At 71.9% G+C, this 26,903-nt stretch carries 23 protein-coding genes and 1 tRNA gene; 17 read left to right on the top strand and 7 right to left on the bottom strand.

The genetic code is table 11. The annotated features are described in order from the left end of the window. Positions 1-152: 152 nt before the first annotated feature. From AMK18_RS19300 to AMK18_RS19250, 11 genes are all read left to right on the top strand, one after another. Positions 153-713, top strand: a complete 561-nt coding sequence (locus AMK18_RS19300; protein ID WP_018100784.1) for a YqgE/AlgH family protein — start codon at positions 153-155, stop codon at positions 711-713. A 29-nt stretch (positions 714-742) separates the two neighbouring features. Next, entirely contained in the window at positions 743-1,030 is a 288-nt protein-coding gene (locus tag AMK18_RS19295; RefSeq protein ID WP_026171211.1) for a DUF3039 domain-containing protein, read from the top strand. A gap of 234 nt (positions 1,031-1,264) precedes the next feature. Further along, the gene (locus tag AMK18_RS19290) at positions 1,265-2,569 is read left to right on the top strand and encodes an extracellular solute-binding protein (protein ID WP_073863698.1); all 1,305 of its coding nucleotides are present in this window, start codon (positions 1,265-1,267) and stop codon (positions 2,567-2,569) included. A gap of 2 nt (positions 2,570-2,571) precedes the next feature. Beyond that, on the top strand, positions 2,572-3,525 hold the full coding sequence (locus tag AMK18_RS19285) for a carbohydrate ABC transporter permease (protein ID WP_073863697.1): 954 nt from the start codon (positions 2,572-2,574) through the stop codon (positions 3,523-3,525). Beyond that, positions 3,522-4,370: a carbohydrate ABC transporter permease gene (locus AMK18_RS19280; RefSeq protein ID WP_198957033.1), complete on the top strand. Its 849-nt coding sequence runs from the start codon at positions 3,522-3,524 to the stop codon at positions 4,368-4,370. Before AMK18_RS19285 ends, AMK18_RS19280 begins: the two co-directional genes overlap by 4 nt. Before the next feature lie 4 nt (positions 4,371-4,374). After that, entirely contained in the window at positions 4,375-6,006 is a 1,632-nt protein-coding gene (locus AMK18_RS19275; protein WP_073863696.1) for a beta-N-acetylhexosaminidase, read from the top strand. 307 nt (positions 6,007-6,313) lie between these two features. Next, positions 6,314-7,210: an FAD binding domain-containing protein gene (locus tag AMK18_RS19270; protein ID WP_018100778.1), complete on the top strand. Its 897-nt coding sequence runs from the start codon at positions 6,314-6,316 to the stop codon at positions 7,208-7,210. Continuing rightward, a complete protein-coding gene (locus AMK18_RS19265) occupies positions 7,207-8,664 on the top strand; it encodes a 2Fe-2S iron-sulfur cluster-binding protein (RefSeq protein ID WP_073863695.1) in 1,458 nt (485 codons plus the stop codon). Before AMK18_RS19270 ends, AMK18_RS19265 begins: the two co-directional genes overlap by 4 nt. Further along, the gene (locus AMK18_RS19260; RefSeq protein ID WP_073863694.1) at positions 8,661-10,997 is read left to right on the top strand and encodes a xanthine dehydrogenase family protein molybdopterin-binding subunit; all 2,337 of its coding nucleotides are present in this window, start codon (positions 8,661-8,663) and stop codon (positions 10,995-10,997) included. Before AMK18_RS19265 ends, AMK18_RS19260 begins: the two co-directional genes overlap by 4 nt. Positions 10,998-11,119: 122 nt before the next feature. Further along, positions 11,120-11,716: a hypothetical protein gene (locus tag AMK18_RS19255; protein WP_241836596.1), complete on the top strand. Its 597-nt coding sequence runs from the start codon at positions 11,120-11,122 to the stop codon at positions 11,714-11,716. A 38-nt stretch (positions 11,717-11,754) separates the two neighbouring features. Continuing rightward, complete coding sequence (locus AMK18_RS19250) at positions 11,755-12,285, top strand: hypothetical protein (protein ID WP_241836595.1); 531 nt, start codon at positions 11,755-11,757, stop codon at positions 12,283-12,285. Positions 12,286-12,337: 52 nt separating this feature from the next. On the opposite strand, the gene AMK18_RS19245 is transcribed toward AMK18_RS19250, so the two are convergent. Further along, a tRNA-Cys gene (locus AMK18_RS19245) sits at positions 12,338-12,412 on the bottom strand. Between the two features lie 348 nt (positions 12,413-12,760). Between AMK18_RS19245 and AMK18_RS19235 the strand changes: the two genes are divergently transcribed. The 4 genes from AMK18_RS19235 to AMK18_RS19220 all read left to right on the top strand — a co-directional run bounded on the left by AMK18_RS19235 (position 12,761) and on the right by AMK18_RS19220 (position 18,134). Continuing rightward, positions 12,761-14,221: an MFS transporter gene (locus tag AMK18_RS19235; protein ID WP_073863692.1), complete on the top strand. Its 1,461-nt coding sequence runs from the start codon at positions 12,761-12,763 to the stop codon at positions 14,219-14,221. Between the two features lie 179 nt (positions 14,222-14,400). After that, the gene (locus tag AMK18_RS19230; RefSeq protein WP_073863691.1) at positions 14,401-16,182 is read left to right on the top strand and encodes a DEAD/DEAH box helicase; all 1,782 of its coding nucleotides are present in this window, start codon (positions 14,401-14,403) and stop codon (positions 16,180-16,182) included. A gap of 434 nt (positions 16,183-16,616) precedes the next feature. Then, positions 16,617-17,258 carry an IclR family transcriptional regulator gene (locus AMK18_RS19225; protein WP_018100771.1) on the top strand — a complete coding sequence of 214 codons (642 nt, stop codon included), beginning with the start codon at positions 16,617-16,619 and terminating at the stop codon, positions 17,256-17,258. Positions 17,259-17,360: 102 nt separating this feature from the next. Then, positions 17,361-18,134 carry a YlbL family protein gene (locus tag AMK18_RS19220; protein WP_018100770.1) on the top strand — a complete coding sequence of 258 codons (774 nt, stop codon included), beginning with the start codon at positions 17,361-17,363 and terminating at the stop codon, positions 18,132-18,134. 28 nt (positions 18,135-18,162) lie between these two features. Here the strand turns inward: AMK18_RS19220 and AMK18_RS19215 are convergent, their stop codons facing one another. The 5 genes from AMK18_RS19215 to AMK18_RS19195 are packed head-to-tail and all read right to left on the bottom strand — an operon-like array spanning position 18,163 to position 22,399. Next, a complete protein-coding gene (locus AMK18_RS19215) occupies positions 18,163-19,128 on the bottom strand; it encodes a glycine betaine ABC transporter substrate-binding protein (RefSeq protein ID WP_073863690.1) in 966 nt (321 codons plus the stop codon). An 8-nt stretch (positions 19,129-19,136) separates the two neighbouring features. Next, positions 19,137-20,018, bottom strand: a complete 882-nt coding sequence (locus AMK18_RS19210; protein WP_073863689.1) for an ABC transporter permease — start codon at positions 20,016-20,018, stop codon at positions 19,137-19,139. After that, entirely contained in the window at positions 20,015-21,271 is a 1,257-nt protein-coding gene (locus AMK18_RS19205; RefSeq protein WP_073863688.1) for a betaine/proline/choline family ABC transporter ATP-binding protein, read from the bottom strand. The genes AMK18_RS19210 and AMK18_RS19205 overlap by 4 nt, the downstream gene beginning before the upstream one ends. After that, positions 21,264-21,911 (bottom strand): ABC transporter permease, encoded by a 648-nt coding sequence (locus AMK18_RS19200; RefSeq protein WP_018100766.1) that lies wholly within the window; start codon positions 21,909-21,911, stop codon positions 21,264-21,266. The genes AMK18_RS19205 and AMK18_RS19200 overlap by 8 nt, the downstream gene beginning before the upstream one ends. Before the next feature lie 14 nt (positions 21,912-21,925). Continuing rightward, on the bottom strand, positions 21,926-22,399 hold the full coding sequence (locus tag AMK18_RS19195; RefSeq protein ID WP_018100765.1) for an Lrp/AsnC family transcriptional regulator: 474 nt from the start codon (positions 22,397-22,399) through the stop codon (positions 21,926-21,928). Positions 22,400-22,529: 130 nt separating this feature from the next. On the opposite strand from AMK18_RS19195, the gene hppD reads away from it, so the two are divergent. Beyond that, complete coding sequence (hppD, locus tag AMK18_RS19190) at positions 22,530-23,675, top strand: 4-hydroxyphenylpyruvate dioxygenase (RefSeq protein WP_026171208.1); 1,146 nt, start codon at positions 22,530-22,532, stop codon at positions 23,673-23,675. Between the two features lie 80 nt (positions 23,676-23,755). Here hppD and AMK18_RS19185 read toward each other — a convergent pair whose 3' ends face one another. After that, on the bottom strand, positions 23,756-25,420 hold the full coding sequence (locus AMK18_RS19185) for a tetratricopeptide repeat protein (RefSeq protein WP_073863687.1): 1,665 nt from the start codon (positions 25,418-25,420) through the stop codon (positions 23,756-23,758). A gap of 97 nt (positions 25,421-25,517) precedes the next feature. Between AMK18_RS19185 and AMK18_RS19180 the strand changes: the two genes are divergently transcribed. Continuing rightward, on the top strand, positions 25,518-26,885 hold the full coding sequence (locus AMK18_RS19180; protein ID WP_073863686.1) for an FAD-binding oxidoreductase: 1,368 nt from the start codon (positions 25,518-25,520) through the stop codon (positions 26,883-26,885). Positions 26,886-26,903: the final 18 nt, after the last annotated feature.

The raw sequence follows: 26,903 nt of genomic DNA, 5'->3' as shown, positions 1-26,903 counted from the left end.
GTACGGGACTTGCGGAGGGTCACCGTCCGGATCGCCGGTCCCGCCGTGCGCTCCTCGTGCACCCGTGCGCCCTGAGCTGCGCTCGGGCACCGAGCGCGACGACCGTGTCACTTGGCCCCCGCCACGGCCCGGGATGCGGGATCATTTCTGCCATGACCGAGGTGTCCTCGCTCACAGGGCGGCTGCTCGTGGCCGCGCCCGCCCTGGCGGACCCGAACTTCGACCGCGCGGTCGTGCTGCTCCTCGACCACGACGAGGAGGGCTCCCTCGGTGTGGTCCTCAACCGCCCCACGCCGGTGGGCGTCGTGGACATCCTGGCGGCCTGGGCCGGGCTGACCGGTGAGCCGGAGGTCGTCTTCCAGGGCGGACCGGTCTCGCTGGACTCCGCCCTCGGGGTCGCGGTGATCCCGGGCGGCGAGGGCCCCCTCGGCTGGCGCCGGGTGTACGGGGCGATCGGCCTGGTCGACCTGGAGGCGCCGCCCGAACTGCTGGCGGCGGCCGTGGGCTCGCTGCGGATCTTCGCGGGGTATGCGGGCTGGGGGCCCGGACAACTGGAGCGCGAGCTGTCCGAGGGCGCCTGGTACGTGGTGGAATCGGAGCCCGGTGACGTGTCCTCGCCACGCCCGGAGGGCCTGTGGCGTGCGGTCCTGCGCCGGCAGCGCAGCGAACTGGCCATGATCGCCACGTATCCGGACGACCCTTCGCTGAACTGATGTCCCGTTCTTCAGTACGCTTGGCGGTTATGAGCACTCTTGAGCCCGAGCGCGGGGCAGGTACCGGAACCCTCGTGGAGCCGACACCACAGGTGTCGAACGGCGACGGCGACCACGAGCGCTACGCCCATTACGTCCAGAAGGACAAGATCATGGCGAGTGCCCTGGAGGGCACCCCCGTGGTCGCACTGTGCGGCAAGGTCTGGGTACCGGGGCGCGACCCCAAGAAGTACCCGGTCTGTCCCATGTGCAAGGAGATCTACGAGTCCATGGGCGCCGGCGGCGACAAGGGCAAGGGCGGCAAGGACAAGAAGTAGCGGCCACCGGTACGGCCCGCAGCTGAAGGTCCGGGAGACCCCCGGGGCACGCATCCGCGTGCCCCGGGGGTTTTTCGTGTGCCGTTGCACGGGGTGCTCCGCCAGGTCACGGAGTGGTGCAGACGTGGTGCAGACCACTTGTGGCCGTCCAGGTCCGGACCTACTCTCCTGCCTGTTGTGCAGAACGAAACATGCGTTGCATATGTTGCAACGCTGACCGGTAGGGGTTCCCGGATGAAGTTCTCTGCCCGAATCGCCGCCCCGGCCGCGGCGCTCGTCCTGGCGGGCCTCACCGCCACCGCCTGCGCGCCGCAGACCTCCGACACCGGAGCCAAGGGCGACGAGAAGACCGGCACGCTGCGTGTCTGGCTGTTCCAGGAGGTCGGCAACAAGCCGAAGGAGAAGGTCGTCGACACCGCGGTCGCCGCCTTCAGGAAGGCCCACGAGGGCGCGAAGGTCGAGATCGAGTACATCCCGGTCGAGACCCGTGCCCAGCGCGTCAAGGCCGCCTTCAACGACCCGAAGAGCGCCCCCGACCTCATCGAGTACGGCAACACCGACACCGCCGGATACGTGAAGGACGGCGGACTCGCCGACATCACCTCCGAGTTCGGCGCCTGGGCCGACGCCAAGGACACCGACCCGGCCGCCAAGCAGTCCGTCACGGTCGGCGGCAAGGTCTACGGGGCCCCGCTCTTCGTCGGCGTACGCGCGCTCTACTACCGCACCGACGTCTTCGCGGACCTGGGCATCGAACCGCCCAAGTCCCAGGCCGAACTGATTTCCACCGCCAAGAAGATCCACCGGAAGAAGCCGGACCTGTACGGGCTCGCCGTCGGCGGCGCCTACACCTACGGCGCGATGCCGTTCATCTGGGCCAACGGCGGCGAACTGGCCGACCAGGACGGCTCCTCGTACACGTCGGCCATCAATAGCGCGAAGGCCCGCAAGGGCATCGAGGCGTACACCTCGCTGTTCGGCGCCACCAACTGCCCGCCCGCCAAGTGCGCGGCCATGGGCGGCAACGCGACCGTCACCGCCTTCGCGTCCGGCAAGGCCGCCATGGCCATCGGCGGCGACTTCAGCCACGCGGCCGTCGAGGCCGGCAGCGTCAAGGGCAAGTACGCCGTGGTCCCGCTGCCCGGCGTGGCCGAGGGCTCCATAGCGCCCGCCTTCGCGGGCGGCAACAACATCGGCGTGCTGAAGAGCAGCGGCCACCGCACCCTCGCCGTCGAACTGATGAAGGAGCTGACCGGCAAGGCGTCCCAGGCACGGATGTTCGACGCGATGGGCTTCCTGCCGACCTACAGCGACGTCCGCGCCGCCGCGGCGAAGCGCGAGCCGTTCGTCGAGCCCTTCGTCAAGACGCTCGGCGCCGGGGCCAAGTTCGTGCCCGCATCCCCGGCCTGGGGGCAGATCGACTCCTCGCTGATCCTGCCCACGATGTTCCAGGAGATCGTCAGCGGCCGTAAGGACGTGGCGAAGGCGGCCGACGACGCCGCGAAGAAGATGGACGCGGCGTTCGCCGACGCGGGCTGACGATGACCGCGAACAGCACGGCGTACAAAACACGCCCCACACCCGCGACCCGCCCGCGCCGCCGCCCGGTCTCCCCGGCCCGGCGGCCGGGCTGGACGCCCTGGCTCTACCTGCTGCCCGCGCTCGTCCTGCTCGGCGGGCTGCTGGTCTACCCGATCTACCAGCTCGGCCTGATCTCCTTCCTGGAGTACACCCAGGCCCAGGTCAGCGGCGGCGAACCGGCCACCTTCCAGGGCTTCGGCAACTACACCACCCTCTTCGGCGACGGCCAGTTCTGGCAGGTCCTGTCCGCCACCGTGGTCTTCGCCGCCGCCTGCGTCCTGGCCACCCTGCTCGTCGGCTGCGCGCTGGCCGTCCTGCTCACCCGGATACGGGCCGTGCCCCGGCTCGCCCTCATGCTCGCCGCGCTCGGCGCCTGGGCCACGCCCGCGATCACCGGGTCGACCGTCTGGGTCTTCCTCTTCGACGCCGACTTCGGCCCGGTCAACCGCATCCTGGGGCTCGGCGACCACTCGTGGACGTACGGGCGCTACAGCGCCTTCACGCTGGTGCTCCTCGAAGTCCTGTGGTGCTCCTTCCCGTTCGTGATGGTCACGGTGTACGCGGGCATCCGGGCGATCCCCACCGAGGTCCTGGAGGCGGCCGCGCTGGACGGGGCCTCGCAGTGGCGGATCTGGCGTTCCGTCACGGCCCCGATGCTGCGGCCGATCCTCACCGTCGTCACCATCCAGTCGGTCATCTGGGACTTCAAGGTGTTCACCCAGATCTACGTCATGACCAACGGCGGCGGGATCGCCGGACAGAACCTGGTGCTGAACGTGTACGCGTACCAGAAGGCGTTCGCCTCCTCGCAGTACAGCCTCGGCTCCGCGATCGGCGTCGTGATGCTGCTGATCCTGCTCGCCGTGACGCTGGTCCACCTGCGCCTCGTACGCCGTCAGGGGGAGGAACTGTGAGCCTGTCCGTCCGCTCGTTCGTCCGCCGGCCCGGCCGGCTCGCCGCCGAGGCCGCCGCGCTGCTCATCGCCGCCGCCGTCGCGTTCCCGCTGTACTGGATGGTGCTCTCCGCCCTCAAACCGGCGGGCGAGGTCCAGTCCACGCACCCCAGGCCCTGGACCCTGTCGCCGTCCCTGGACTCCTTCCGGCGGGTCTTCCAGCAGCAGGACTTCGGGCGCTACTTCGTCAACAGCCTGCTCGTCGCCGGGACGGTCGTCGTCGCCTCCGCGCTCATCGCGTTCCTGGCTGCCACGGCGGTCACCCGGTTCCGGTTCCGCTTCCGGACCACGCTGCTGATCATGTTCCTGGTCGCGCAGATGGTGCCGGTCGAGGCGCTGACGATCCCGCTGTTCTTCCTGATGCGGGACTTCGGCCAGCTGAACACGCTCGGCTCGCTGATCCTGCCGCACCTGGCGTTCTCGCTGCCGTTCGCGATCTGGATGCTGCGGGGCTTCGTACGGGCCGTGCCGGACGCGCTGGAGGAGGCCGCGTACATCGACGGCGCGAGCCGCACCCGCTTCCTGTGGCAGATCCTCTTCCCGCTGGTCTTCCCCGGCCTGGTGGCGACGAGCGTCTTCTCGTTCATCTCCACCTGGAACGACTTCCTGTTCGCGAAGTCGTTCATCATCAGCGACACCTCCCAGTCGACGCTCCCCATGGCGCTGCTGGTCTTCTTCAAACCCGACGAGAACGACTGGGGCGGGATCATGGCAGCCTCGACGGTGATGACCGTGCCCGTGCTGGTCTTCTTCGTACTCGTACAGCGACGCCTGGTCTCCGGACTCGGCGGAGCGGTTAAGGACTGACGTCATGGCCATGGAACTGATCCCGGCGCCCCTGCGCACCGACGACCGGGGGCGCTGCGGATGCGTCCTGGACGCGTCCACCACCATCGCGGCGGCCCCCGGCACCGAGACCACCGAACGCTGGCTGCGCGCCACCCTGGGCGCCGCCTTCGGCCTGTCCCTCGCCCCCGCCCCCGAGGGCGCCCCGCGCGCCATCACGCTGCGCACCGACGCCACCCTGCCGCCCGAGGGCTACCGGCTGACCACCACGTCCGACGAGGGCGTCGTCATCACCGGCGGCAGCCCGGCCGGGGTGTTCTGGGGCGCCCAGACCCTGCGCCAGCTGCTGGGCCCCGAGGCGTTCCGGAAGGCGCCGACGGGTGACGGCGGGGCGGCCTTCGGGTTCACCGACATCGAGGACGCGCCCCGCTTCGGCTGGCGCGGCCTGATGCTCGACGTGGCACGGCACTTCCTGCCCAAGGACGACGTCCTGCGCTACCTCGACCTGCTCGCCGCCCACAAGCTGAACGTCTTCCACTTCCACCTCAGCGACGACCAGGGCTGGCGCGTCGAGATCAAGCGCCACCCCCGCCTCACCGAGGTCGGTGCCTGGCGGCCGCGTACCAAGTACGGGCACCGGGCCTCCGAGCTGTGGGACGAGACCCCGCACGGCGGCCACTACACCCAGGACGACATCCGCGAGATCGTCGCCTACGCCGCGGCCCGGCACATCCGGGTCGTCCCCGAGATCGACATCCCCGGCCACTCGCAGGCCGCGATCAGCGCCTACCCGGAACTCGGCAACACCGACGTCATCGACACCTCGGCGCTCGGCGTCTGGGACAACTGGGGCGTCACGCCGAACGTCCTGGCCCCCACCGACCACGTCCTGCGGTTCTACGAGGGCGTCTTCGAGGAGCTCCTGGACCTCTTCCCGCCGGAGACCTCGCCGTTCGTCCACGTCGGCGGGGACGAGTGCCCCAAGGACCAGTGGAAGGAGTCGCCCGCCGCGCAGGCCCGCATCAAGGAACTCGGCCTGGCGGACGAGGACGAGCTCCAGTCCTGGTTCATCCGCCACTTCGACACCTGGCTCGCCGAGCGCGGCCGCCGCCTCATCGGCTGGGACGAGATCCTGGAGGGCGGCCTCGCGCCCGGCGCCGCCGTCTCCTCCTGGCGCGGTTACGCGGGCGGCATCGCGGCCGCCGAGGCCGGGCACGACGTGGTCATGTGCCCGGAGCAGCAGGTGTATCTGGACCACCGTCAGGACGGCGGCCCCGACGAGCCGATGCCCATCGGATACGTGCGCACCCTGGAGGACGTCTACCGCTTTGAACCCGTTCCGCCGTCCCTGAGCGAGGAGGCGGCCCGGCACGTCCTCGGCACCCAGGCCAACGCCTGGTCCGAGGTCATGCAGAACCGGGCCCGCGTCGACTACCAGGTCTTCCCCCGCCTCGCCGCCTTCGCCGAGGTCGCCTGGTCCGCCCTGCCCGCCCCGGACGAACGGGACTTCGCCGGTTTCGAGCGCCGCATGACCGCCCACTACGCCCGGCTCGACGCCCTCGGCGTCGGCTACCGGCCGCCGTCCGGACCGCTGCCCTGGCAGCAGCGCCCGGGCGTCCTCGGACGCCCGATCGAGGGGGCACCCCCGAACGTGTGAGCCCGGCCCCAACACGCTCTCCCGCCACCACGGCCCCTGCGACCGTGGTGGCGGCGGCCGTTCGAAGGGGTGCCGCCCCCGCAACGGAGAAAGCCGTACGGAGATGCGTAAGACCGGCAAAGGGTGCTCACCGCCGAACCGGCGCGAAAACGGGACTATTACCCTGACCTTGGACGGATACACCCTTCGCGGACCTGCGCGTCGGGCCGGTCCGAACATGTGCCAGAGTTGCCACGTCCGGGCTTCGAGCACGTACCGTACGGCGAAACAGGCGGGAGCGCCGGGACACCGGGAAGGGGCAGCTGGGTTGACCACGCACGCACCGCAGGCGACGCAGTCCGTGACGCTGCCTGCCTCGCTGGACGAGGCGGTGGCGGCACTCGGCGCCATGCCGGCCGCCGTCCCCGTGGCAGGCGGCACGGACCTGATGTCGGCCGTCAACAAGGGGCTCCTGCGCCCCTCCGGTCTGGTCGGACTCGGCCGGATCAGCGAGCTGCGCGGCTGGCACTACCAGGACGGGCACGCCCTGCTGGGCGCCGGCCTGACCCACGCCCGCATGGGGCGGCCCGACTTCGCGGCCCTCATCCCCGCGCTCGCCGCCTCCGCCCGCGCCGCGGGCCCCCCGCAGATCCGCAACGCCGGCACGCTCGGCGGCAACATCGCGACCGCCGCCCCGACCGGCGACGCGCTTCCGGTACTCGCCGCGCTGGAGGCCGAGCTGGTCGTCGCGGGCCCGGGCGGCGCCCGCCGCGAGATCCCCGTCTCCCACCTGCTGGCCGGCCGCGAGATGCTGGAGCCCGCCGAGCTGATCGGCTTCGTCCGGGTGCCCCTGCTGCACGCCCCGCAGGTCTTCCTCAAGGCCACCGGCCGCACCGGCCCGGGCCGCGCCACCGCCTCCGTCGCGATCGTCCTCGACCCGGCCCGGCGCGGGGTGCGCTGCGCGGTCGGCGCCATCGCCCCGATGCCGCTGCGCCCGCTGGAGGCGGAGCGCTGGATCGCCTCGCTGATCGACTGGGACGGGGCGCGCGGCCTCGCGCCCGACGCGCTGGCCGCCTTCGGCGAGTACGTCGCGGCCGCCTGCATCCCGGACCAGGAACCACCCGCCGACGGGGGAGAGGCACCACCGCTGCCCCCCGGCGTACTGCACCTGCGGCGCACCGTCGCCGCGCTCGCCCGACGCGCGCTGGGGAGGGCACTGTCGTGAGCAAGGAGAACCCCGCCGAGCAGCACCACGGCGGCTGGCAGCCGACCCCGCAGGGCGGCGACTACGACGGCGAGGCGACCGCCTTCGTCCAGTTGCCGCCGGAGGACCTGGCGGACATCCCGCTGGCCGCGCCCGGCCACGGCTACACCCCGCCGATGATCCTGCCGCTGACCCCCGCCGCCGACCGCGATCCGGCGGCCGCCGGCAACTGGGTCGTCCAGACCCCGGAGCAGCAGCCCGGACAGCCCGCGCCCGACGCGGTGCACTGGCCCGACCCGAACCAGCAGTCCGGCTACGGCTACCCGCACCCCGAGGACCAGCAGCCGACCGGCTCGTACCAGGAGCCGTACGGTACGGACCCGGCCGCCACGGGCCAGTGGGCCGTGGACACCTCGTCCTGGCCGGCCCCGGCCGCCCCGCTCTCCGACGACTCCGGCGAGCTGTACACCCCGCCCCCCGTCGCGGACTGGTACGCGGACCGCCCGGCCACGCTGCCGGGCGGCGCCCCGGCGCCCTGGGCGGTGCCGGACGCGGCCGAGGCCGCGGTGCCGGAGGCGGCGGAGGTCACGGAGCCGGAGGCCGTTGACGCCCCCGCCGACGCCGATGAACCGGCCGACGCCCTGGCCGGAGGCCCCGCCGAGAGCGCTCCCGAGGCGGCGGAGCCCGACGCGGAGCAGCCCGCGCCGGAGGCCGACGCCCTCGCGGCGGCGGACCCCGTCGCGGCGGAGCCCGGTGCCGAGCCCGCCGAGCCCGCCGGGGAAGCGGTGCCGGACGCGGAGGTGCCCGAGGCGGAGGCCGTCCAGCCCGCGGAGGTGCCCGAGGCCCCGGCCCCGGAGGGGCCCCCGCTGCCCAGCGAGCACCCGGCCGCCTCGTACGTCCTGCACGTCAACGGCGTCGACCGGCCCGTCACGGACGCCTGGATCGGCGAGTCCCTGCTCTACGTGCTGCGCGAGCGCCTCGGCCTCGCCGGGGCCAAGGACGGCTGCTCGCAGGGCGAGTGCGGGGCGTGCAACGTCCAGGTGGACGGGCGGCTCGTCGCCTCCTGCCTGGTGCCCGCCGCCACGACCGCCGGCAGCGAGGTCCGTACGGTCGAGGGCCTGGCCGTCGACGGGGAACCGTCCGACGTGCAGCGGGCGCTGGCGGACTGCGGCGCCGTCCAGTGCGGCTTCTGCATCCCCGGCATGGCGATGACCGTCCACGACCTCCTGGAGGGCAACCACCGCCCCAGCGAGCTGGAGACCCGCCGGGCGCTCTGCGGCAACCTCTGCCGCTGCTCCGGCTACCGGGGCGTCCTGGACGCCGTCAACGAGGTCATCGCGGGCCGCGAGGCCGCCGCCGAAGCCGTTGCCGAGGAGACCGGGTCCGGCGAGCCGGAGGAGCCCCGCATCCCGCACCAGGCGGCTCCGGGCGCCGGTAGTGTGCAGGCCCACCAGCAGGACGGAGGCATGGCGTGAGCAACGACGCGGCCGGCGCCACCCCCACGACGATCAGCATCCCGTCGCCGGCCGGCCCGGGCGGACCCGAGGCCGAGCAGCCGCGGCTCGGCATCGGCGCCTCGCTGCCGCCGGCCGACGCCCGCGCCAAGACCGAGGGCACCTTCCCGTACGCCGCCGACCTGTGGGCCGAGGGCCTGCTCTGGGCGGCCGTCCTGCGCTCCCCGCACGCGCACGCCCGCATCGTCTCCATCGACACCTCGGCCGCCGCCGAGATGCCCGGGGTGCGCGCGGTCGTCACCCACGAGGACGTCCCGGGCGAGGCCCTGTACGGCCGCAAGGTCGTGGACCGCCCCGTCTTCGCCTCCGACCTGGTCCGCCACCACGGCGAGCCGATCGCCGCCGTCGCCGCCGACCACCCCGACACCGCCCGGCTCGCCGCCGCCGCGATCGCCGTCGAGTACGAGGTGCTGGACCCGGTCACCGACCCGGAGAAGGCGTTCGAGGCCGAGCCCCTGCACCCCGACGGCAACCTCATCCGCCACATCCCGCTGCGCTACGGCGACCCGGAGGCGGCCGGCGAGGTCGTCGTGGACGGGCTGTACCGCATCGGCCGCCAGGACCCCGCACCGATCGGCGCGGAGGCCGGGCTCGCCGTGCCCCGCCCGGACGGCGGCGTCGAGCTCTACACCGCCTCCACGGACCCGCACACCGACCGCGACCTGGCCGCCGCCTGCTTCGGCCTCGAACCGGAGCGGGTCAAGGTCGTGGTCACCGGAGTCCCCGGCGCGACCGGCGACCGCGAGGACCCCGCCTTCCAGCTGCCGCTGGGCCTGCTCGCCCTGCGCACCGGCTGCCCGGTCAAGCTGGCCGCCACCCGCGAGGAGTCCTTCCTCGGCCACGCCCACCGCCACCCCACCCTGCTGCGCTACCGCCACCACGCGGACGCGGAGGGCCGCCTGGTCAAGGTGGAGGCCCAGATCCTGCTGGACGCGGGCGCCTACGCGGACGCCTCCTCGGAGTCGCTGGCCGCCGCGGTCGCCTTCGCCTGCGGCCCGTACGTCGTCCCGCACGCCTTCATCGAGGGCTGGGCCGTCCGTACGAACAACCCGCCCTCCGGCCACGTCCGGGGCGAGGGCGCGATGCAGGTCTGCGCCGCCTACGAGGGCCAGATGGACAAGCTGGCCGCGAAGCTGGGGATCGACCCGGCCGAGCTGCGCATGCGCAACGTGCTGGCGACCGGCGACATCCTGCCGACCGGGCAGACCGTGACCTGCCCCGCGCCCGTGGCCGAACTGCTCACCGCCGTCCGGGACCACCCGCTGCCCGCCCTGCCCAAGGACGCCCCGGAGGACGACTGGCTGCTGCCGGGCGGCCCCGAGGGCGCGGGCGAACCGGGCGCGGTGCGGCGGGGCGTCGGGTACGCGCTGGGCATGGTCCACATGCTGGGCGCGGAGGGCGCCGACGAGGTGTCCACGGCCACGGTCCGGGTCCACGACTCGGTCGCCACCGTCATCTGCGCCGCCGTCGAGACGGGCCAGGGCTTCTCCACGCTGGCCCGGCAGGTCGTCCAGGAGACCCTGGGCGTCGAGGAGGTGCACGTCGCCGCCGTCGACACCGACCAGCCGCCCGCGGGACCGGCCACGCACGGCCGCCACACCTGGGTCTCCGCCGGAGCCGTCGAACGCGCCGCGAAGATGGTCCGCACCCAGCTCCTCCAGCCTCTGGCGCACAAGTTCGGGATGTCCACGGAGCTGCTCCAGATCACGGACGGCAAGATCACCTCGTACGACGGGGTGCTCTCCACGACGGTGTCGGAGGCGCTGGACGGCAAGGAGCTGTGGGCCACCGCGCAGTGCCGCCCGCACCCCACCGAGCCGCTGGACGAGTCCGGGCAGGGCGACGCCTTCGTCGGCATGGCGTTCTGCGCGGTCCGCGCTGTGGTGGACGTCGACATCGAGCTGGGCTCGGTCCGGGTGGTCGAGATGGCCGTCGCCCAGGACGTCGGCCGCGTCCTCAACCCGTCCCAGCTGGCGACCCGTATCGAGGCGGGCGTCACCCAGGGCATCGGCGCCGCCCTCACCGAGAACCTCCGCACCGCCCGCGGCCTGGTCCGCCACCCGGACCTCACCGGCTACGCCCTGCCGACCTCGCTGGACGCGCCGGAGATCCGCATCGTGAAGCTGATCGAGGAGCGCGACGTGGTCGCCCCGTTCGGCGCGAAGCCCGCGTCGGCGGTCCCGGTCGTGACGTCCCCGGCCGCGGTCGCGGCGGCGGTCCGCGCGGCAACCGGCCGCCCGGTCAACCGCCTCCCGATCCGCCCCCAGGCAGCGGTGGCAACCCCGAAGAGCTGACCGCGGGGCCTTTCCCGTACCCCCAACCCCCGGTGGTGTGCGACGACTTGAGTACGCGTACTCAAGTCGCCGCACACCACCGGGGGTTAGCGTTTCGCGCACCAGCGACCGAGGGGGGAAGCGTGGCTACGTCGATCACGAGTGTGCGAGGGCTGGCGCGACTGCTGGGGTGTGTGGTTCTGGCCGTGTTTCTCACAGCTTGCCAAGCTGGGAAGGAACAGGAAAAACCCAAGATGGACATGAAGCAGGCGGGTCAGCGTGCGGAGGAGATCCTCGATGACACGATGGAGGCAATCCAGCCGTCGGTGAAATGGGTGCGAGGGGTGGCGATGGTGTCGCCGTGCAGCACCAACCTCAATGAGCCGACCGGAACGACGACGGTCGTGCGCAGCAGGAACATTCTCACCGTGGTCTCGGAGCGGCGACGTGACGAATTGCTGAAGATGGTGCAAAGGCACTGGAAGAAGCGAGGAGCCACGGACTTCGACGTCCACTCCGACGAGAAGATGCCACGGATCCGGGCCAAGACTGCCGACGGGCTGACCGTGACACTTGACGTCGGCTATGCCGGCAATGTGTATATCCGTGCCGCATTTGGGTGTGCGCAAGACTCCGCGATGACCTACCCGAAAGGGACGCCCGGTCAGCCCGGGGGGCCGGATGAGCCGGAGCGGATTCCCCGCGAGCACTCGCCCTACTGGTCCGGGACGGGCTCGTGAGAAAGCCGATTCGGTCGCTGGGCTCTCTGCTCCTGGTCGTGGCGCTTGCTGCCTGCCAGAGCCAGAAGGCTGAACCCGAGATGGACATGCAGCAGGCGGGGGAGCGGGCGGAGGAAATCCTCGACGGGACGGTGGCGGCGATCCAGCCGCCGGTGAAATGGGAGCGTGACAACCCGTCGCAGTTGGCGTGCGACAACGGTCTCAACCGGCCGATCGGAGCGACAAGTGTCTACCGGGGCCGGACGATCCTCACCGTGGTTTCCGCGCGGCGGCGGGGCGAGCTGCTGGAAATGGTCCGGCGGTACTGGAAGCAGCAGGGCTTCGGAGACTTCGAGATCGACTCCGATTCGCACATGCCGCAGATCCGGGCCACGTCGGCCGACGGGCTGGTTGCCATTCTGGACGTTGGCGATATCGGCAATGTCTTCCTCACCGCAGGGTTCAGCTGCGCGAAGGACTCCGAGATGACCTACCCGAGGGATACACCCGGTGTGCCCGGGTCGTCGGTGGAGACGGACGGGCTTCCCCGGAAGTACTCGGCCCACTGGTCCGAGACCGCGCCGCACTGACCCCGGAACGCCGAACCGCCCGCCCCCTGGAGCAAGGGGGCGGGCGGTTGTATGGAGACCGTGACCGGATTCGAACCGGTGTAACTCGAGTTGCAGTCGAGCCCCTGAGCCTCTCGGGCACACGGTCCTGCGTGGTGTCGCTGTACCGACCGTAGGGCTGGGCGGAGGGGCGCTCAAGGGTTCCGGCGGACGTGCAACGGGACTGCCATACGCCGTTCACGATCGCGGCGGCGGGCCTAGGGCCTGTCCGGCGGATCATGGCCGGGGTCGCGACGCCTGGTACGGCACCTCGCCGCGTTGCCGAAACGCCCTAATCGCTCCGCGATGAGGACGCTCCGGCGCCTTGCGATGCACCGCACCAGACGCCGCGCCCTCCCCGACCCTGATCCGCCGGACGGGCCCTAGGTCCAACGGACGAGCGTGGGGGCGACCACCGACAGGGTTCATCAGGGGTTTCGCCCCTTACTCTTGGCTCATGACCGCCCTGGAACCGCGTGACGCCGATGTCCCGCGCCTCATCGAAGACGTCGACGCCGCCGCCCCGGAGGGGCCCGTGCTGCCCGAGGGGATTCTCGGGCGGACGTACCGGGCGCTCAGCATCGGCATCGTCTCCGTGGTGTTCCTGATCGCGTTCGAGGCCACCGCCGTGGGGACCGCGATGCCGGTTGCCGCGCGGGAGCTGCACGGCATCCCGATGTACGCGTACGCGTTCTCGGCGTACTTCACCACCAGCCTGTTCGCCATGGTGCTGTCCGGGCAGTGGGCCGACCGGCGCGGCCCGCTCGCCCCGCTGGCCGCCGGGATCAGCGCCTTCGCGGCGGGGCTCCTGCTGTCCGGGACCGCGGGGTCCATGTGGATGTTCATCGCGGGGCGGGCCGTCCAGGGGCTCGGCGGCGGGCTGGTGATCGTCGCGCTGTACGTGGTGATCAGCCGGGCCTACCCGGAGCACCTGCGGCCGGCGATCCTGGCCGCGTTCGCCGCGAGCTGGGTCATCCCCTCGGTCGTCGGGCCGCTGGCGGCCGGAAGCGTCACCGAGCACCTGGGCTGGCGCTGGGTCTTCGTCGGCATCCCGGTCCTCATCGTGTTCCCCCTCGCGCTCGCGCTGCCCGAGATCCGGCGCATGGCGTCAGGACCGGCGGACCCGGATGCGCCGGTGGAGCCGTACGACCGCCGCCGCATCGCGCTCGCGCTGGGCATCTCGCTGGGCGCCGGGCTGCTCCAGTACGCCGGCCAGGAGCGGAACTGGCTCTCGCTGCTGCCTGCCGCCGCCGGGGCCGCGCTGCTCGTCCCCGCGATCCGGGGCCTGCTGCCCGGGGGCACGTGGCGCGCGGCGCGCGGGCTGCCCGCGGTGGTGCTGCTGCGGGGTGTCGCGGCCGGGTCCTTCATCGCCGCCGAATCGTTCGTCCCGCTGATGCTGGTCACCCAGCGCGGCATGTCCCCGACCCTGGCCGGCCTCTCCCTGGCCGCGGGCGGCGGCACCTGGGCTCTTGGCTCGTACGTGCAGTCCCGGCCCCGCCTGGAACCGCACCGCGAGCCCCTGATGGTCGGTGCCATGGTCCTGGTCGCCCTGTCGATCGCGGCGGCCCCGGCCGTGCTGATCGACTCCGTGCCGGTCTGGACCGTGGCGGTCGCCTGGGCCTTCGGCTGCTTCGGCATGGGCGTGGTGATCGCCTCCACCAGCGTGCTGCTCCTGAAGCTGTCCGCCCCCGAGGAGGCCGGTGCCAACTCGGCCGCCCTCCAGATCTCCGACGGCCTCTCCAACGTCCTCCTGCTGGCCGCGGGCGGCGCCGCCTTCGCGGCCCTGGGCGGCGGCACGATGGACGCCACGGACGCCGCTGCCGGCTCCCACCCCGCCGCCTTCGCGGTCGTCTTCTTCCCGATGGCGGCGGTGGCCCTGGCGGGGGCCTGGGTGGCGGGGCGGGTACGGGAACGGTGAGCGCGGGAGCCGGTCCCGCCCCCGTGTGAGAGCCGTCGCACTTGCGTGTGGGGTGGCGCGGTACGCAGCGGTGCGGGGTGCTCGCACCGGTAGGGTGGCCCGGTTGTCGTATCGCGTGCGGAGCCGGTCCGGCCCGCGCGGACAGCGCCCACGTACCCGAGAGACCCGAACCGGAGACCGTGACTACTACCGCCTCCCACCACCTCTCACCCGCCTTCCCCGGCCGCGCCCCCTGGGGCACGGCCGGAAAGCTGCGAGCCTGGCAGCAGGGGGCCATGGAGAAGTACATCCAGGAGCAGCCGCGCGACTTCCTCGCCGTCGCCACCCCCGGCGCCGGGAAGACCACCTTCGCGCTGACCCTCGCCTCCTGGCTGCTGCACCACCACGTCGTGCAGCAGGTCACCGTCGTCGCGCCCACCGAGCACCTGAAGAAGCAGTGGGCCGAGGCGGCCGCCCGGATAGGGATCAAGCTGGACCCCGACTACAGCGCCGGTCCGCTGAGCAAGGATTACCACGGGGTCGCCGTCACCTACGCGGGCGTCGGCGTCCGCCCGATGCTGCACCGCAACCGGTGCGAGCAGCGCAAGACCCTGGTCATCCTGGACGAGATCCACCACGCCGGTGACTCCAAGTACTGGGGCGAGGCGTGCCAGGAGGCCTTCGACCCGGCGACCCGGCGCCTCGCGCTCACCGGCACCCCCTTCCGGTCGGACACCAACCCGATCCCCTTCGTCGTGTACGAGGAGGGCAACGACGGCATCCGGCGCTCCTCCGCCGACTACACCTACGGCTACGGGAACGCCCTGGCCGACGGCGTCGTGCGCCCGGTGATATTCCTCAGCTACAGCGGCAACATGCGCTGGCGCACCAAGGCGGGCGACGAGATCGCGGCCCGGCTCGGCGAGCCGATGACCAAGGACGCCATCGGGCAGGCGTGGCGCACCGCCCTGGCGCCCACCGGCGACTGGATCCCCAACGTGCTCAGCGCCGCCGACAAGCGCCTCACCGAGGTCCGCAAGGGCATCCCGGACGCGGGCGGGCTCGTCATCGCCACGGACCAGGAGTCTGCACGCGCGTACGCCAAGATCCTGAAGAAGGTCACCGGCGAGTCGGCGACCGTCGTCCTCTCCGACGAGAAGGCCGCCTCGAAGAAGATCGACAAGTTCAGCGAGGACGACTCCCGCTGGATGGTCGCCGTCCGCATGGTGTCCGAGGGCGTCGACGTGCCGCGCCTGGCCGTCGGCGTGTACGCGACCACCATCTCGACCCCCCTCTTCTTCGCCCAGGCCGTCGGCCGCTTCGTGCGCTCCCGCAGGCGCGGCGAGACCGCGTCCGTCTTCGTGCCGACCATCCCGATGCTCCTTGAGTTCGCCAACGAGATGGAGGTCGAGCGGGACCACGTCCTCGACAAGCCCAAGAAGGGCAGCGACGAGGAGAACCCGTTCGCCGAGGAGGACAAGCTCCTCGCCGACGCGGAGAAGCTGGAGGACGAGGAGACGGAGGAGCAGCTGCCCTTCGAGGCCCTGGAGTCCGACGCGGTCTTCGACCGGGTGCTGTACGACGGCGCCGAGTTCGGCATGCAGGCGCACCCCGGCAGCGAGGAGGAGCAGGACTACCTCGGCATCCCCGGGCTCCTCGAACCCGACCAGGTCCAGCTGCTGCTCCAGAAGCGGCAGACCCGGCAGATCGCGCACAGCCGCCAGAAGCCGGCGTCCGAGGCCGACCTGCTGGAGAAGCCCGCCCAGGACCGCCCGGTCGTCACGCACAAGCAACTCCTCGGCCTGCGCAAGCAGTTGAACACCATGGTCTCCGCCTACACCCACCAGAGCGGCAAGCCGCACGGCGTCATCCACACCGAGCTGCGCCGGGTCTGCGGCGGACCGCCGAGCGCGGAGGCCACCGCCGGGCAGATCGAGCAGCGGATCAAGAAGGTCCAGGAGTGGGCCACCCGGATGCGCTGACCCGCGTACGGCACCACAGGCCCCGGCACGCCCTCATCGAGAGGGTGCCGGGGCCTTGTCGATCAATGAATCGGCCGAAAATTTTTCACGGTGAGTTAACCGTGGTTCACATCCCGTCTACGCAGCGTCGCGGGAGAGTCGGCCGACCTGGACGCGCGTAGATGCGCGATGAACGGTCCGCGCGCCGCTGACCGGCACTTATGCTCGTGCGGCGCAACCGGGTTTTTGAGGGAGACCGGATTCTGGACGAGGGCTTCCGCTGAGCGGACTCGCTCGCTACTGTCCAAAAAATGTGAACGCCCCGTGGCAACGCCGCCGCGGAGCGCAGCCGGTGCCTTGGCCAGGCCGGCGGCCTCTCCGTGCGTCGCCCCCGGGACCGGTGGCGCACATTCCACGGGACAGCCGCGGCCGCTCACCACGGAGGAGAGGGCGTCGTGACAGCGGAGACCTCCCAGACGCTCGACCGAGGACTGAGAGTCCTCAAACTGCTCGCCGACACCGACCACGGCCTGACGGTCACCGAGTTGTCCAACAAACTCGGCGTCAACCGCACCGTGGTCTACCGTCTGCTCGCCACGCTGGAGCAACACGCCCTGATACGCCGTGACTTGGGTGGCCGCGCCCGCGTCGGTCTCGGCGTCCTGCGGCTGGGCCGCCAGGTCCACCCCCTCGTCCGGGAGGCGGCGCTTCCGGCGCTGCGTTCGCTGGCCGAGGACATCGGGGCCACCGCCCACCTCACCCTGGTCGACGGCTCCGACGCGCTGGCGGTCGCGGTGGTCGAACCGACCTGGACCGACTACCACGTGGCCTACCGGGCGGGCTTCCGCCACCCGCTGGACCGGGGCGCCGCGGGCCGGGCGATCCTCGCCGCCCGCCAGAAGCCGGTGGGCGAGACCGCCTTCACCCTCACCCACGGCGAACTCGAAGCGGGTGCGTCCGGAGCGGCCGCGGCGCTCATGGGCGTGACGGGGGTGGAGGGGAGCGTCGGCGTCGTCATGCTGGCGGACTCCGTCCCGGAGCGGGTGGGCCCCCGGGTGGTGGACGCGGCCCGGGAGGTAGCGGATGCGTTGCGCTGAGAAACCCAGCCCGTCCGGCGTTTGAGGACGGAACCGGTTGGCCGGGGACCGGCGCCCTTGGTGGCCCGAGGCGGCGGGCGGGCCGCACGTTAGATTGGCCCGGTGTCCAAACAGCGCCTGGCCCTCGCCGCCCTCCCCGTCGTCGCCCTCCTCGGCGTAGCCGCCTTCGCACCGCTGCCGTTCACGCTGGCGCAGCCCGGGACGACCGCGGACGTGCTCGGGGACGACCACGGCACCCCCGTGATCAGCATCGAGGGCACGCCCACCCGCCCCACCAAGGGCGAGCTGCGGATGACGACGATCGTGGCGACGGGCCCGAAGGCGGACGTCGGCATCAAGGACGTCGTGGACAGCTGGTTCCGTACGGACCGGGCCGTGCTGCCGCGCGACTCCGTCTATCCGACGGGCGGCTCCGAGAAGGAGATCGAGAAGCACAACCTGGACGACATGGCGGAGTCCCAGGACGCCGCCGTCGACGCCGCGCTGAACTACCTGGACCGCAAGCCCGGCTCCGTCGACGTCACCCTGCACCTGGCGGACATCGGCGGCCCCAGCGCCGGGCTGTTCTTCGCCCTCGGCATCGTGGACAAGCTGGACGGCGACGGCTCGGGCGGCGACCTCACCGGCGGCCGCACCATCGCGGGCACGGGAACCATCGAGGCGGACGGCAAGGTCGGCGCGGTCGGCGGGGTCTCGCTCAAGACGCAGGCGGCCCGGCGGGACGGGGCGACCGTCTTCCTCGTACCGAAGGCGGAGTGCTCCGAGGCGAAGTCCGAGCTGCCGAAGGGCCTGCGGCTGATCCCGGTCACCACGCTGAAGGACGCGGTGAACTCCCTGCGGGCCCTGGACCGGGGCGGCAAGATCCCCAGCTGCTGACCGGGGGGCCGGGGCCGGGCCGGGGCCGTCAGCCCTCCTTGATGAACCCCTCCTCGATCAGCCAGTCCTTCGCCACCTCGTGCGGGTCCTGCCCGTCCACGTCCACCCGGGCGTTCAGCACCTGGGCGACCTCCGTGTTCAGCCGCTTGCTGAGCGGGTCGAGGAGGCCCGCGATCTCGGGGTACTTCTCCAGCGTCGGGGTGTGCACCACGGGCGCCGCGTTGTAGTTGGGGAAGAAGTGCTTGTTGTCCTCCAGCACGTCCAGGTTCATCGCCCTGATCCGCCCGTCCGTCGTGAAGACCTCGCCGAGCAGGCAGGAGTCGGACTTGGAGACCTGGGTGTAGATGATCCCCGCGTCCATCTTCTTGATGTTGGACGCCGGCAGGGACATCCCGTACGCCTTCTCCATGCCGGGCAGCCCGTCGTCGCGCGAGGCGAACTCGTTCTCGACGCAGACCGTCACCGCCGAGGGGTTCTTCTTCGCCAGGTCGGCGACGTCCGAGAGCGTCTTCAGGTGGTACTTGGCGTTGTTCTTCCGGCTGATGGCGAGCGCGTACGTGTTGTTGAGGGTGGACGGCTTCAGCCAGGTCACCCCGTTCTTCAGGTCCGCGTCGCGCACCGCCCGCCACTGCTCCATCGGGTCCGTGATCGGCTTCGCGTGCCCGAGGTACGTGATCCAGCCGGTGCCCGTGTACTCGTACTCGGCGTCCGCGTCGCCCTGGATGACCGCCTCGCGGGCGCTGATCGAGCTCGGCAGGTTCGTCCGGTCCAGGACCTCCGCCCCGGCCGCCTTGAAGATCAGCCCGATCATCTGGCCCAGGATGATGTTCTCGCTGAAGTTCTTCGAGGTGACGGTCAGCGACGCGCCGTCCAGCGGCTGCCCCTGCCCGACCGACCCGGGCACCACGTCGTCCACCATCGGGGACCCGCTCTTCAGCCCGCACCCGGCCAGCACCAGGGAGAGCGCGGCCCCTGCCGCGAGAGCCCCGCGCATCCGCGTCCTCATCGCACCACCTCCAGGCCGCGCGGGGTCAGCGCCACCTCGGCCAGCGAGGCCAGCCAGTCCACCAGGAGCGCCAGCACCACGGTCAGGACCGAGCCGAGCACCAGGACCGGCATGCGCTGGGTCTGGATGCCCGAGGTGATCAGGTCGCCGAGCCCGCCGCCGCCCCCGAAGGTCGCCAGGGTCGCCGTGCCCACGTTCAGCACGAGCGCGGTCCGGACCCCGGCCAGGATCAGCGGGACGGCGAGCGGGAGCTCGACCCGGGTCAGGGTGCCCATGGCCGACATCCCGATGCCGCGCGCGGCCTCCACCATGTTCGGCTCGATCGCCTTGAGACCGGCGACCGTGTTGGACAGCACCGGCAGCACCGCGTAGATCACCATGCCGGTGATCGCGGTCGACGGGCCGATGCCGAGCCAGATCACCAGCAGCGCCAGCAGACCGATCGCCGGGGTCGCCTGCCCGATGTTGGCGATCGCCGTGACCACGGGGGCGGCCTTGCTCAGGCCGCGCCGGGTGAGCGCGATGCCCAGCGGAATGGCGATGATCAGCACCCAGAAGGTGGAGATCGCGGTCAGCTTCACGTGCTGCCACCAGCGCACCTCGACCGTGTCACCGGCGATCGAGTTCTCCGCGATCGAGTCCAGGTGCACGTTCTCGATCCAGACGTACGTGAGGACCAGCACGACCGCGAGGACCGCCGGGAGCACCACCAGCTTCCGCCAGGTGATCCGGCGCGCCGGTTTCCGCGACTGCGGGGCGGGCCGCAGCTCCTCCTCCGCCTCCTCGTCGCGGAAGGCGTGCCCCTTCACATCGTGCTCGCCCGGCGGCCGGTCGCGTCCCGGTGCGCGGGAGGAACCGGAGGGGGAGTCGGGGGTCATGCGCCCGCACCGCCCTCCAGCTCCTCGGAGGTCTGGTGGACGCGCAGCTCCTCCAGGTCGTGCTGGTGCTCGATGGCGGCCAGCCGGTCCGCCTCCAGGAGCTCGTGCACCGAGTTCATCAGGGTGTGCATGTCCACCACCCCGGTGAACTCGCCGCGCCGCCCGGTCACCGCGACCCGCCCGCCGCTGTCGGTGAGCACCGCCTCCAGCGCGTCGTGCAGGGTCGCGTCCCGGGTCACCGTGTCGTGGACCAGCTGTCCGGCGCGGGCCAGGGAGCCCCGGGCGCGCATCAGGTCGCCGCGCCGCAGCCATTTGTAGGGGCGGCCCCGGCGGTCCAGCATCAGCAGCTCGTTGTGCGAGCCGCTGCGCAGCTTGTTGAAGATCGACTGGAGCGGGTCGTCCACGGTCACGGTCGGGAAGTCGGCGATCTCCACCTCGCGCACCCGGGTCAGGTTGAGCCGCTTCAGGGCCGCGCCCGCGCCGACGAAGCCGGAGACGAAGTCGTCGGTCGGGTTGGTGAGGATGGCTTCCGGGGTGTCGAACTGCGCGATGTGCGAGCGCTCGCGCAGTACGGCGATCCGGTCGCCCAGCTTGATCGCCTCGTCGAAGTCGTGGGTGACGAAGACGATCGTCTTGTGCAGCTCGTGCTGGAGCCGGATCAGCTCGTCCTGGAGGTGGTCGCGGGTGATCGGGTCGACCGCGCCGAACGGCTCGTCCATCAGGAGCACCGGCGGGTCGGCGGCCAGCGCCCGGGCCACGCCCACGCGCTGCTGCTGGCCGCCGGAGAGGGCGCGCGGATAGCGGCCGTGGAACTCGCGCGGGTCGAGCCCGACCAGGTCGAGCATCTCCTCCACCCGGTCCTTCACCCGGGACTTGGACCAGCCGACCATCTTCGGGACCAGGGCGATGTTCTCGGCGACCGTCATGTGCGGGAAGAGCCCGGAGGACTGGATCGCGTACCCGATCTTCCGGCGCAGCTTCACCGGGTCGATGTCGGTGACGTCCTCGTCGTCGATCCGGATGCGGCCCGAGGTGGGCTCGATCAGCCGGTTGATCATCTTCAGCGTGGTGGACTTCCCGCAGCCGGACGGACCCACGAAGATCACGGTCTCGCCCGCCTTGATCTCCATGGAGACGTTCTCCACCGCGGGGTTCGGGTTGCCCGGGTAGCGCTTGGACAGGTTCTCCAGCTGGATGGCGGCGCCGGAGGTGGCCACCGGCTCCGGCACGGTCTCGGTCGCGGTCTCAGACACGGATCCCCCTCGGGATGGTGAGCCGGCCCAGCAGGACGTACGCGGCGTCGAAGAGCAGGGCCAGGATGACGATGCCGAGCGTGCCCGCGAGCACCTGGTTGATCGCGTTGGCGCTGCCCAGCGAGGCGATGCCCCGGAAGATCTCGTTGCCGAGGCCGGGCCCGGAGGCGTACGCGGCGATGGCGGCGATCCCCATCAGCATCTGCGTGGAGACCCGGATGCCGGTCAGGATCGGTGGCCAGGCCAGCGGCAGCTCCACCTTGAACAGCCGCGCGGTCCGCGACATCCCGATGCCCTTCGCCGCGTCCACCAGGGCCGGATCGACGCCGCGCAGGCCCACGATCGCGTTGCGGACGACGGGGAGCAGCCCGTACAGCGTCAGCGTGATCACCGTCGGGGCGACGCCGAGGCCGACCAGCGGGATGAGCAGACCGATGGCGGCGAGCGACGGGATGGTGAGCACCGTCGCCGTCGAGGTGATCGCCACCGAGGAGCCCCAGCCGCTGCGGTAGCTGACGACCCCGATCAGGACGCCGAGCACGGTCGCGATGACCATGCACTGGAAGACCGCGCTGACGTGCTGGAAGGCGTCGGTGAGCAACTGCTGATGACGGTTGGCCACGTACTCCCAGAAGCTCACCCGTCCTCCTCGGCTCAGTCGGTGTCGCGTGCCGCCTGTTCCACGAGCGGGATGACGCGCAGCGGCACGGGGTTCTCCATGACGATGGCCGTGGAGGCCCGGACAATGCCATCAAATCCGACAACCCGGTCGATCACCCGCTGGAGATCCGCGTTGGACCGGGCCACGAGCCGGCACAGCATGTCCCCGTGCCCGGTGGTGGTGTGCAGTTCGAGCACCTCCGGTACGCCGCTCAAGTGCGCCCGTACGTCGGCGCCTTGGCCCTGTTTGATCTCCAGCGTCGCGAACGCGGTGACCGGATAGCCGAGGGCCGCCGGATCGACGTCCGGGCCGAATCCGCGGATGGCGCCATTCGATTGAAGGCGGTCCAGCCGGGCCTGCACCGTCCCGCGTGCCACGCCCAGCCTGCGCGACGCCTCCAGGACGCCGATCCTGGGTTCACGCGCGAGCAGCACGATGAGCCGTCCGTCGAGCCGGTCGATCGCCATGCGGGCCTCCGGGGCGGTGTGATGGGCACCATGTACAGATAGTCCGGCCATCATGGCCAACTGCTGTACAGGTTGACCAGCGATTACGGGAACTGTTGCGCACCTTGCGGAGTGGCGGGAACCTCTGGGCATGACAGAGACGATGCACAGCACCCCCGAGACGTCCCGGCAGGCCGACCCCTTCCCCGTCAAGGGGATGGACGCCGTCGTCTTCGCCGTGGGCAACGCCAAGCAGGCCGCGCACTACTACTCGACCGCCTTCGGCATGAAGCTGGTCGCCTACTCCGGCCCCGAGACCGGCAGCCGCGAGACCGCGAGCTACGTCCTGACCAGCGGCTCCGCCCGCTTCGTCCTCACCTCCGTCGTGAAGGCGTCCTCCGACTGGGGCCACTTCCTGGAGGACCACGTCACCGCGCACGGCGACGGCGTGATCGACCTCGCCATCGAGGTCCCGGACGCCCGCGCGGCGTACGCGTACGCCGTCGAGCACGGCGCCACCGGCATCGAGGAGCCCTACGAGACGAAGGACGAGCACGGCACCGTCGTACGCGCCGCCATCGCCACGTACGGCAAGACCCGCCACACCCTGGTCGAGCGCTCCGGCTACGACGGCCCGTACCTGCCGGGTTACGTCGCCGCCAACCCGATCGTCGAGCCGCCGGCCAAGCGCTTCTTCCAGGCCATCGACCACTGCGTCGGCAACGTCGAGCTCGGCAAAATGAACGAGTGGGTGGCGTTCTACAACAAGGTCATGGGCTTCACGAACATGAAGGAGTTCGTGGGCGACGACATCGCCACCGAGTACTCCGCGCTCATGTCCAAGGTCGTCGCGGACGGCACGCTCAAGGTCAAGTTCCCGATCAACGAGCCGGCCATCGCGAAGAAGAAGTCGCAGATCGACGAGTACCTGGAGTTCTACGGCGCCGCCGGTGTCCAGCACATGGCGCTCGCCACGAACGACATCGTCGCCTCGGTGAAGGCGATGCGCGCCGCCGGTGTGCAGTTCCTGGACACCCCGGACTCGTACTACGACACGCTCGGCGAGTGGGCCGGCGAGACCCGGGTGCCGGTCGAGACCCTGCGCGAGCTGAAGATCCTCGTGGACCGCGACGAGGACGGCTACCTGCTGCAGATCTTCACCAAGCCGGTCCAGGACCGCCCGACCGTCTTCTTCGAGATGATCGAGCGCCACGGCTCCATGGGCTTCGGCAAGGGCAACTTCAAGGCCCTGTTCGAGGCGATCGAGCGCGAGCAGGAGAAGCGCGGCAACCTGTGACCCCCAGGGCATGAGTGAGGGGCGGGTCGCTTTCCGGCCCGCCCCTTCGCTGTTACGCCGGCCTGTGCGTCGGCTGTACGTCAGTGAACGGCCGCCGCCGGGGCCGGTGACGCCTGTACGGGGGCCTGCGCGACGGCCGCCGCGGGCGCCGGACCGCCGTCGGGCTGCTGCTGTGCCGGGGCCTGAGGTGCCGGTACCTGCGGCGCGGGAGCCTGCGGCGCCGGGGGCTCCGGGGCCGGTGGCGGCTGCATGTCCGCCGGGCCGCCCGCCGGGGGCTCGCCCAGGGCGTCCAGCGCCTCCTGGGCCAGCGGCGCGTCCAGCGGCGAGAACTTCGGGTTGGTCCGCAGCGCCCCCTCCAACTGGCGGCGCGCCGAGCCGTAGTCGCCCAGCGCGCGCTGCACCATGCCCAGGTGGTAGGCGTACGAGGCGTTCTGCCCGCCCGCGTCCACCGCCCGCTGCGCGTACTCCAGCGCCCCGTCCGAGTCGCCCGACCGGTGCAGCGCCCAGCCCAGCGCGTCCGCCACCGCCGCGCTGCGGTGGCCCCGCTGCCACTCGGCCCGCAGCAGCTCCACCGCCGCGTCCGCGTCGCCGTGCGCGGCCTCGAAGCGGCCCAGGAGCAGCGACTCGTCCACGCCGCGCGCCTTGCCCCGGTCCAGGGCCGCCCGCAGCTTCTCGTACTGGCCCACCGAATCGCCGTCGAGCCCCAGCGACTCGTACAGCTCGCCCAGCTCCAGCAGATAGCCCGGGCGCGGCGACTTCGCCAGGGCGGCCTGGTAGTCCCGCACGGCCTCGTCCGTGCGCCCGAGGGCGGCCAGCGCGCGGGCCCGCCCGGCCAGCGACGGCTGGTGGCCCTTCTCCACGCGCAGCGCCGCCCCGTACTGCGCCACGGCCTCCTTCGGTTCGCCCCGCTCCCAGGCCAGGTCGCCCAGCCTGGACAGGCAGGCGGCCTTCTCGGCCGGGGTCTTCGCCCGGTTCGCCGCGTCCTGCGCGGTGGCCAGCGCGTCCTCGCGCCAGCCCCGGTCGCGGTACATCTCGGCGGCCCGGCCCAGCGCGGGGACCCCGGCCCGCAGCTCGGTGAACCGCTCGACCGCCGTGATCGCGGACTTCTGGTCGCCGAGGCCGTTGTAGGCGTCGATCAGCTGCGGGTAGACCGTCCACTCCTTCGGCCGCCGGGCCCGGACCGTCTCACCCCACTTCTTGGCGGTCACGAAGTCGCGGCGGGCGTTGGCCAGGGAGGCGAGGCCCACCCAGGCGGCCGTGTTGCCGCTCTCGCCGGGGCGCACGTCCAGCGACCGCTTCAGCGCCTGCTCGGCCCGGGTGTAGTACGCCGGGTCGGCGGCCCGCCGCCCCGCCTCCACGTACGCCGACCCCAGCACCGCCCAGGAGTCCGCGTCCGAGGGGTGCGTGCCCACCCACTTCTGCCGGTCCCCGATGAGCGCCGTCAGGTCGGCGAGCGTGGCGGGGGAGCCGGCGGCCGTCGCGGACATCGCGCGCGAGACCGGACCGGCCACGGGCGGCGCCGCGTCCTTGTCGTCGTCGGGCACCGCGACCACCGCGCCCGTCACCAGGACCGCGCCCGCCACCATGCCGAAGGCGGCCCGGCGCAGCGTCGTGCGCATCGTGGGGGGAGGCGGCTCGGCCAGGGACGCGGAGTCCGGCGGGGACGCGTCCGGGGCGGACCAGTCGGTGTCGAAGGAGTACTCGGGCCCGGAGGCCCCCGGGGGCTGCTGAGGCGTGAGATCCATGCCGCTCACTGTGCGTCAGTATGAAGATCACACCGAGCCTTGGGATCGTCACCGCAGACGGGTTCACACCAATGGGCCCGGGTGTCACGCTTGGATCATGGACGATCTCCTCGAACAGCTGCGGGCGGGTCTTCCCGCCGGGGCCGTGCTCACCGACCCGGACGTCACCGCCTCCTACGCCCACGACATGGCGAGCTTCTGCGAGGCCGGTGCCCCCGCCGTCGTCGTGCTCCCGCGCACCGTGGAACAGGTCCAGCACGTCATGCGCACCGCCACCGCGCTGCGCGTCCCGGTCGTTCCGCAGGGTGCCCGCACGGGCCTGTCGGGCGCCGCCAACGCCACGGACGGCTGCATCGTGCTCTCCCTGGTGAAGATGGACCGCATCCTGGAGATCAGCCCCGTCGACCGGGTCGCCGTCGTGGAGCCCGGTGTCATCAACGCCGTGCTGTCCCGCGCGGTGGACGAGCTCGGTCTGTACTACCCGCCGGACCCCTCCAGCTGGGAGATGTGCACCATCGGCGGCAACATCGGCACCGCGTCCGGCGGCCTGTGCTGCGTGAAGTACGGGGTCACCGCCGAATACGTCCTCGGTCTCGACGTCGTCCTCGCGGACGGGCGCCTGCTCACCACCGGCCGCCGCACCGCCAAGGGCGTCGCCGGATACGACCTCACCCGCCTCTTCGTCGGCTCCGAGGGCAGCCTCGGGATCGTCGTGAAGGCCGTCCTCGCCCTGAAACCCCGCCCGCCCCGGCAGCTCGTCCTGGCCGCCGAGTTCGCCGACGCGGCCGGTGCCTGCGACGCGGTCTGCCGGATCATGGAGAGCGGCCACACCCCGTCACTCCTCGAACTGATGGACCGTACGACCGTCCAGGCGGTCAACCGCATGGCGAACATGGGCCTCCCGGAGACCACGGAGGCCCTGCTGCTCGCCGCCTTCGACACCCCGGACCCGGCCGCGGACCTCGCCGCCGTCGCCGCCCTGTGCACCGCCGCCGGTGCCACGGACGTCGTCCCGGCGGAGGACGCGGCCGAGTCCGAGATGCTCCTCCAGGCCCGGCGGATGTCGCTGACCGCGCTGGAGACCGTCAAGCCGGCGACGATGATCGACGACGTGTGCGTACCGCGGTCGAAGCTCGGCGCGATGCTGGCGGGCACGGCGGAGATCGCCGAAAAGTACGGCCTCACCATCGGCGTCTGCGCCCACGCGGGCGACGGCAACACCCACCCCGTCGTCTGCTTCGACCCCGCCGACGCCGACGAGTCCCGGCGGGCCCGCGAGTCCTTCGACGCGATCATGGAGCTCGGCCTGGCGCTCGGCGGCACGATCACCGGCGAGCACGGGGTGGGCGTCCTGAAGAAGGAGTGGCTGGCCCGCGAACTCGGCGAGACCGGCGTGGAGCTGCACCGGGGCATCAAGCAGGCGTTCGACCCGCTCGGGCTGCTCAACCCGGGCAAGGTGTTCTGACCGGCCCCGGTCCCGGCC

Source organism: Streptomyces sp. CB01249, from assembly GCF_001905735.1.
Lineage (GTDB): Bacteria > Actinomycetota > Actinomycetes > Streptomycetales > Streptomycetaceae > Streptomyces.
The sequence above is the reverse complement of the archived record's forward strand: the minus strand, read 5'-3'. Positions and strand labels throughout refer to the sequence as shown.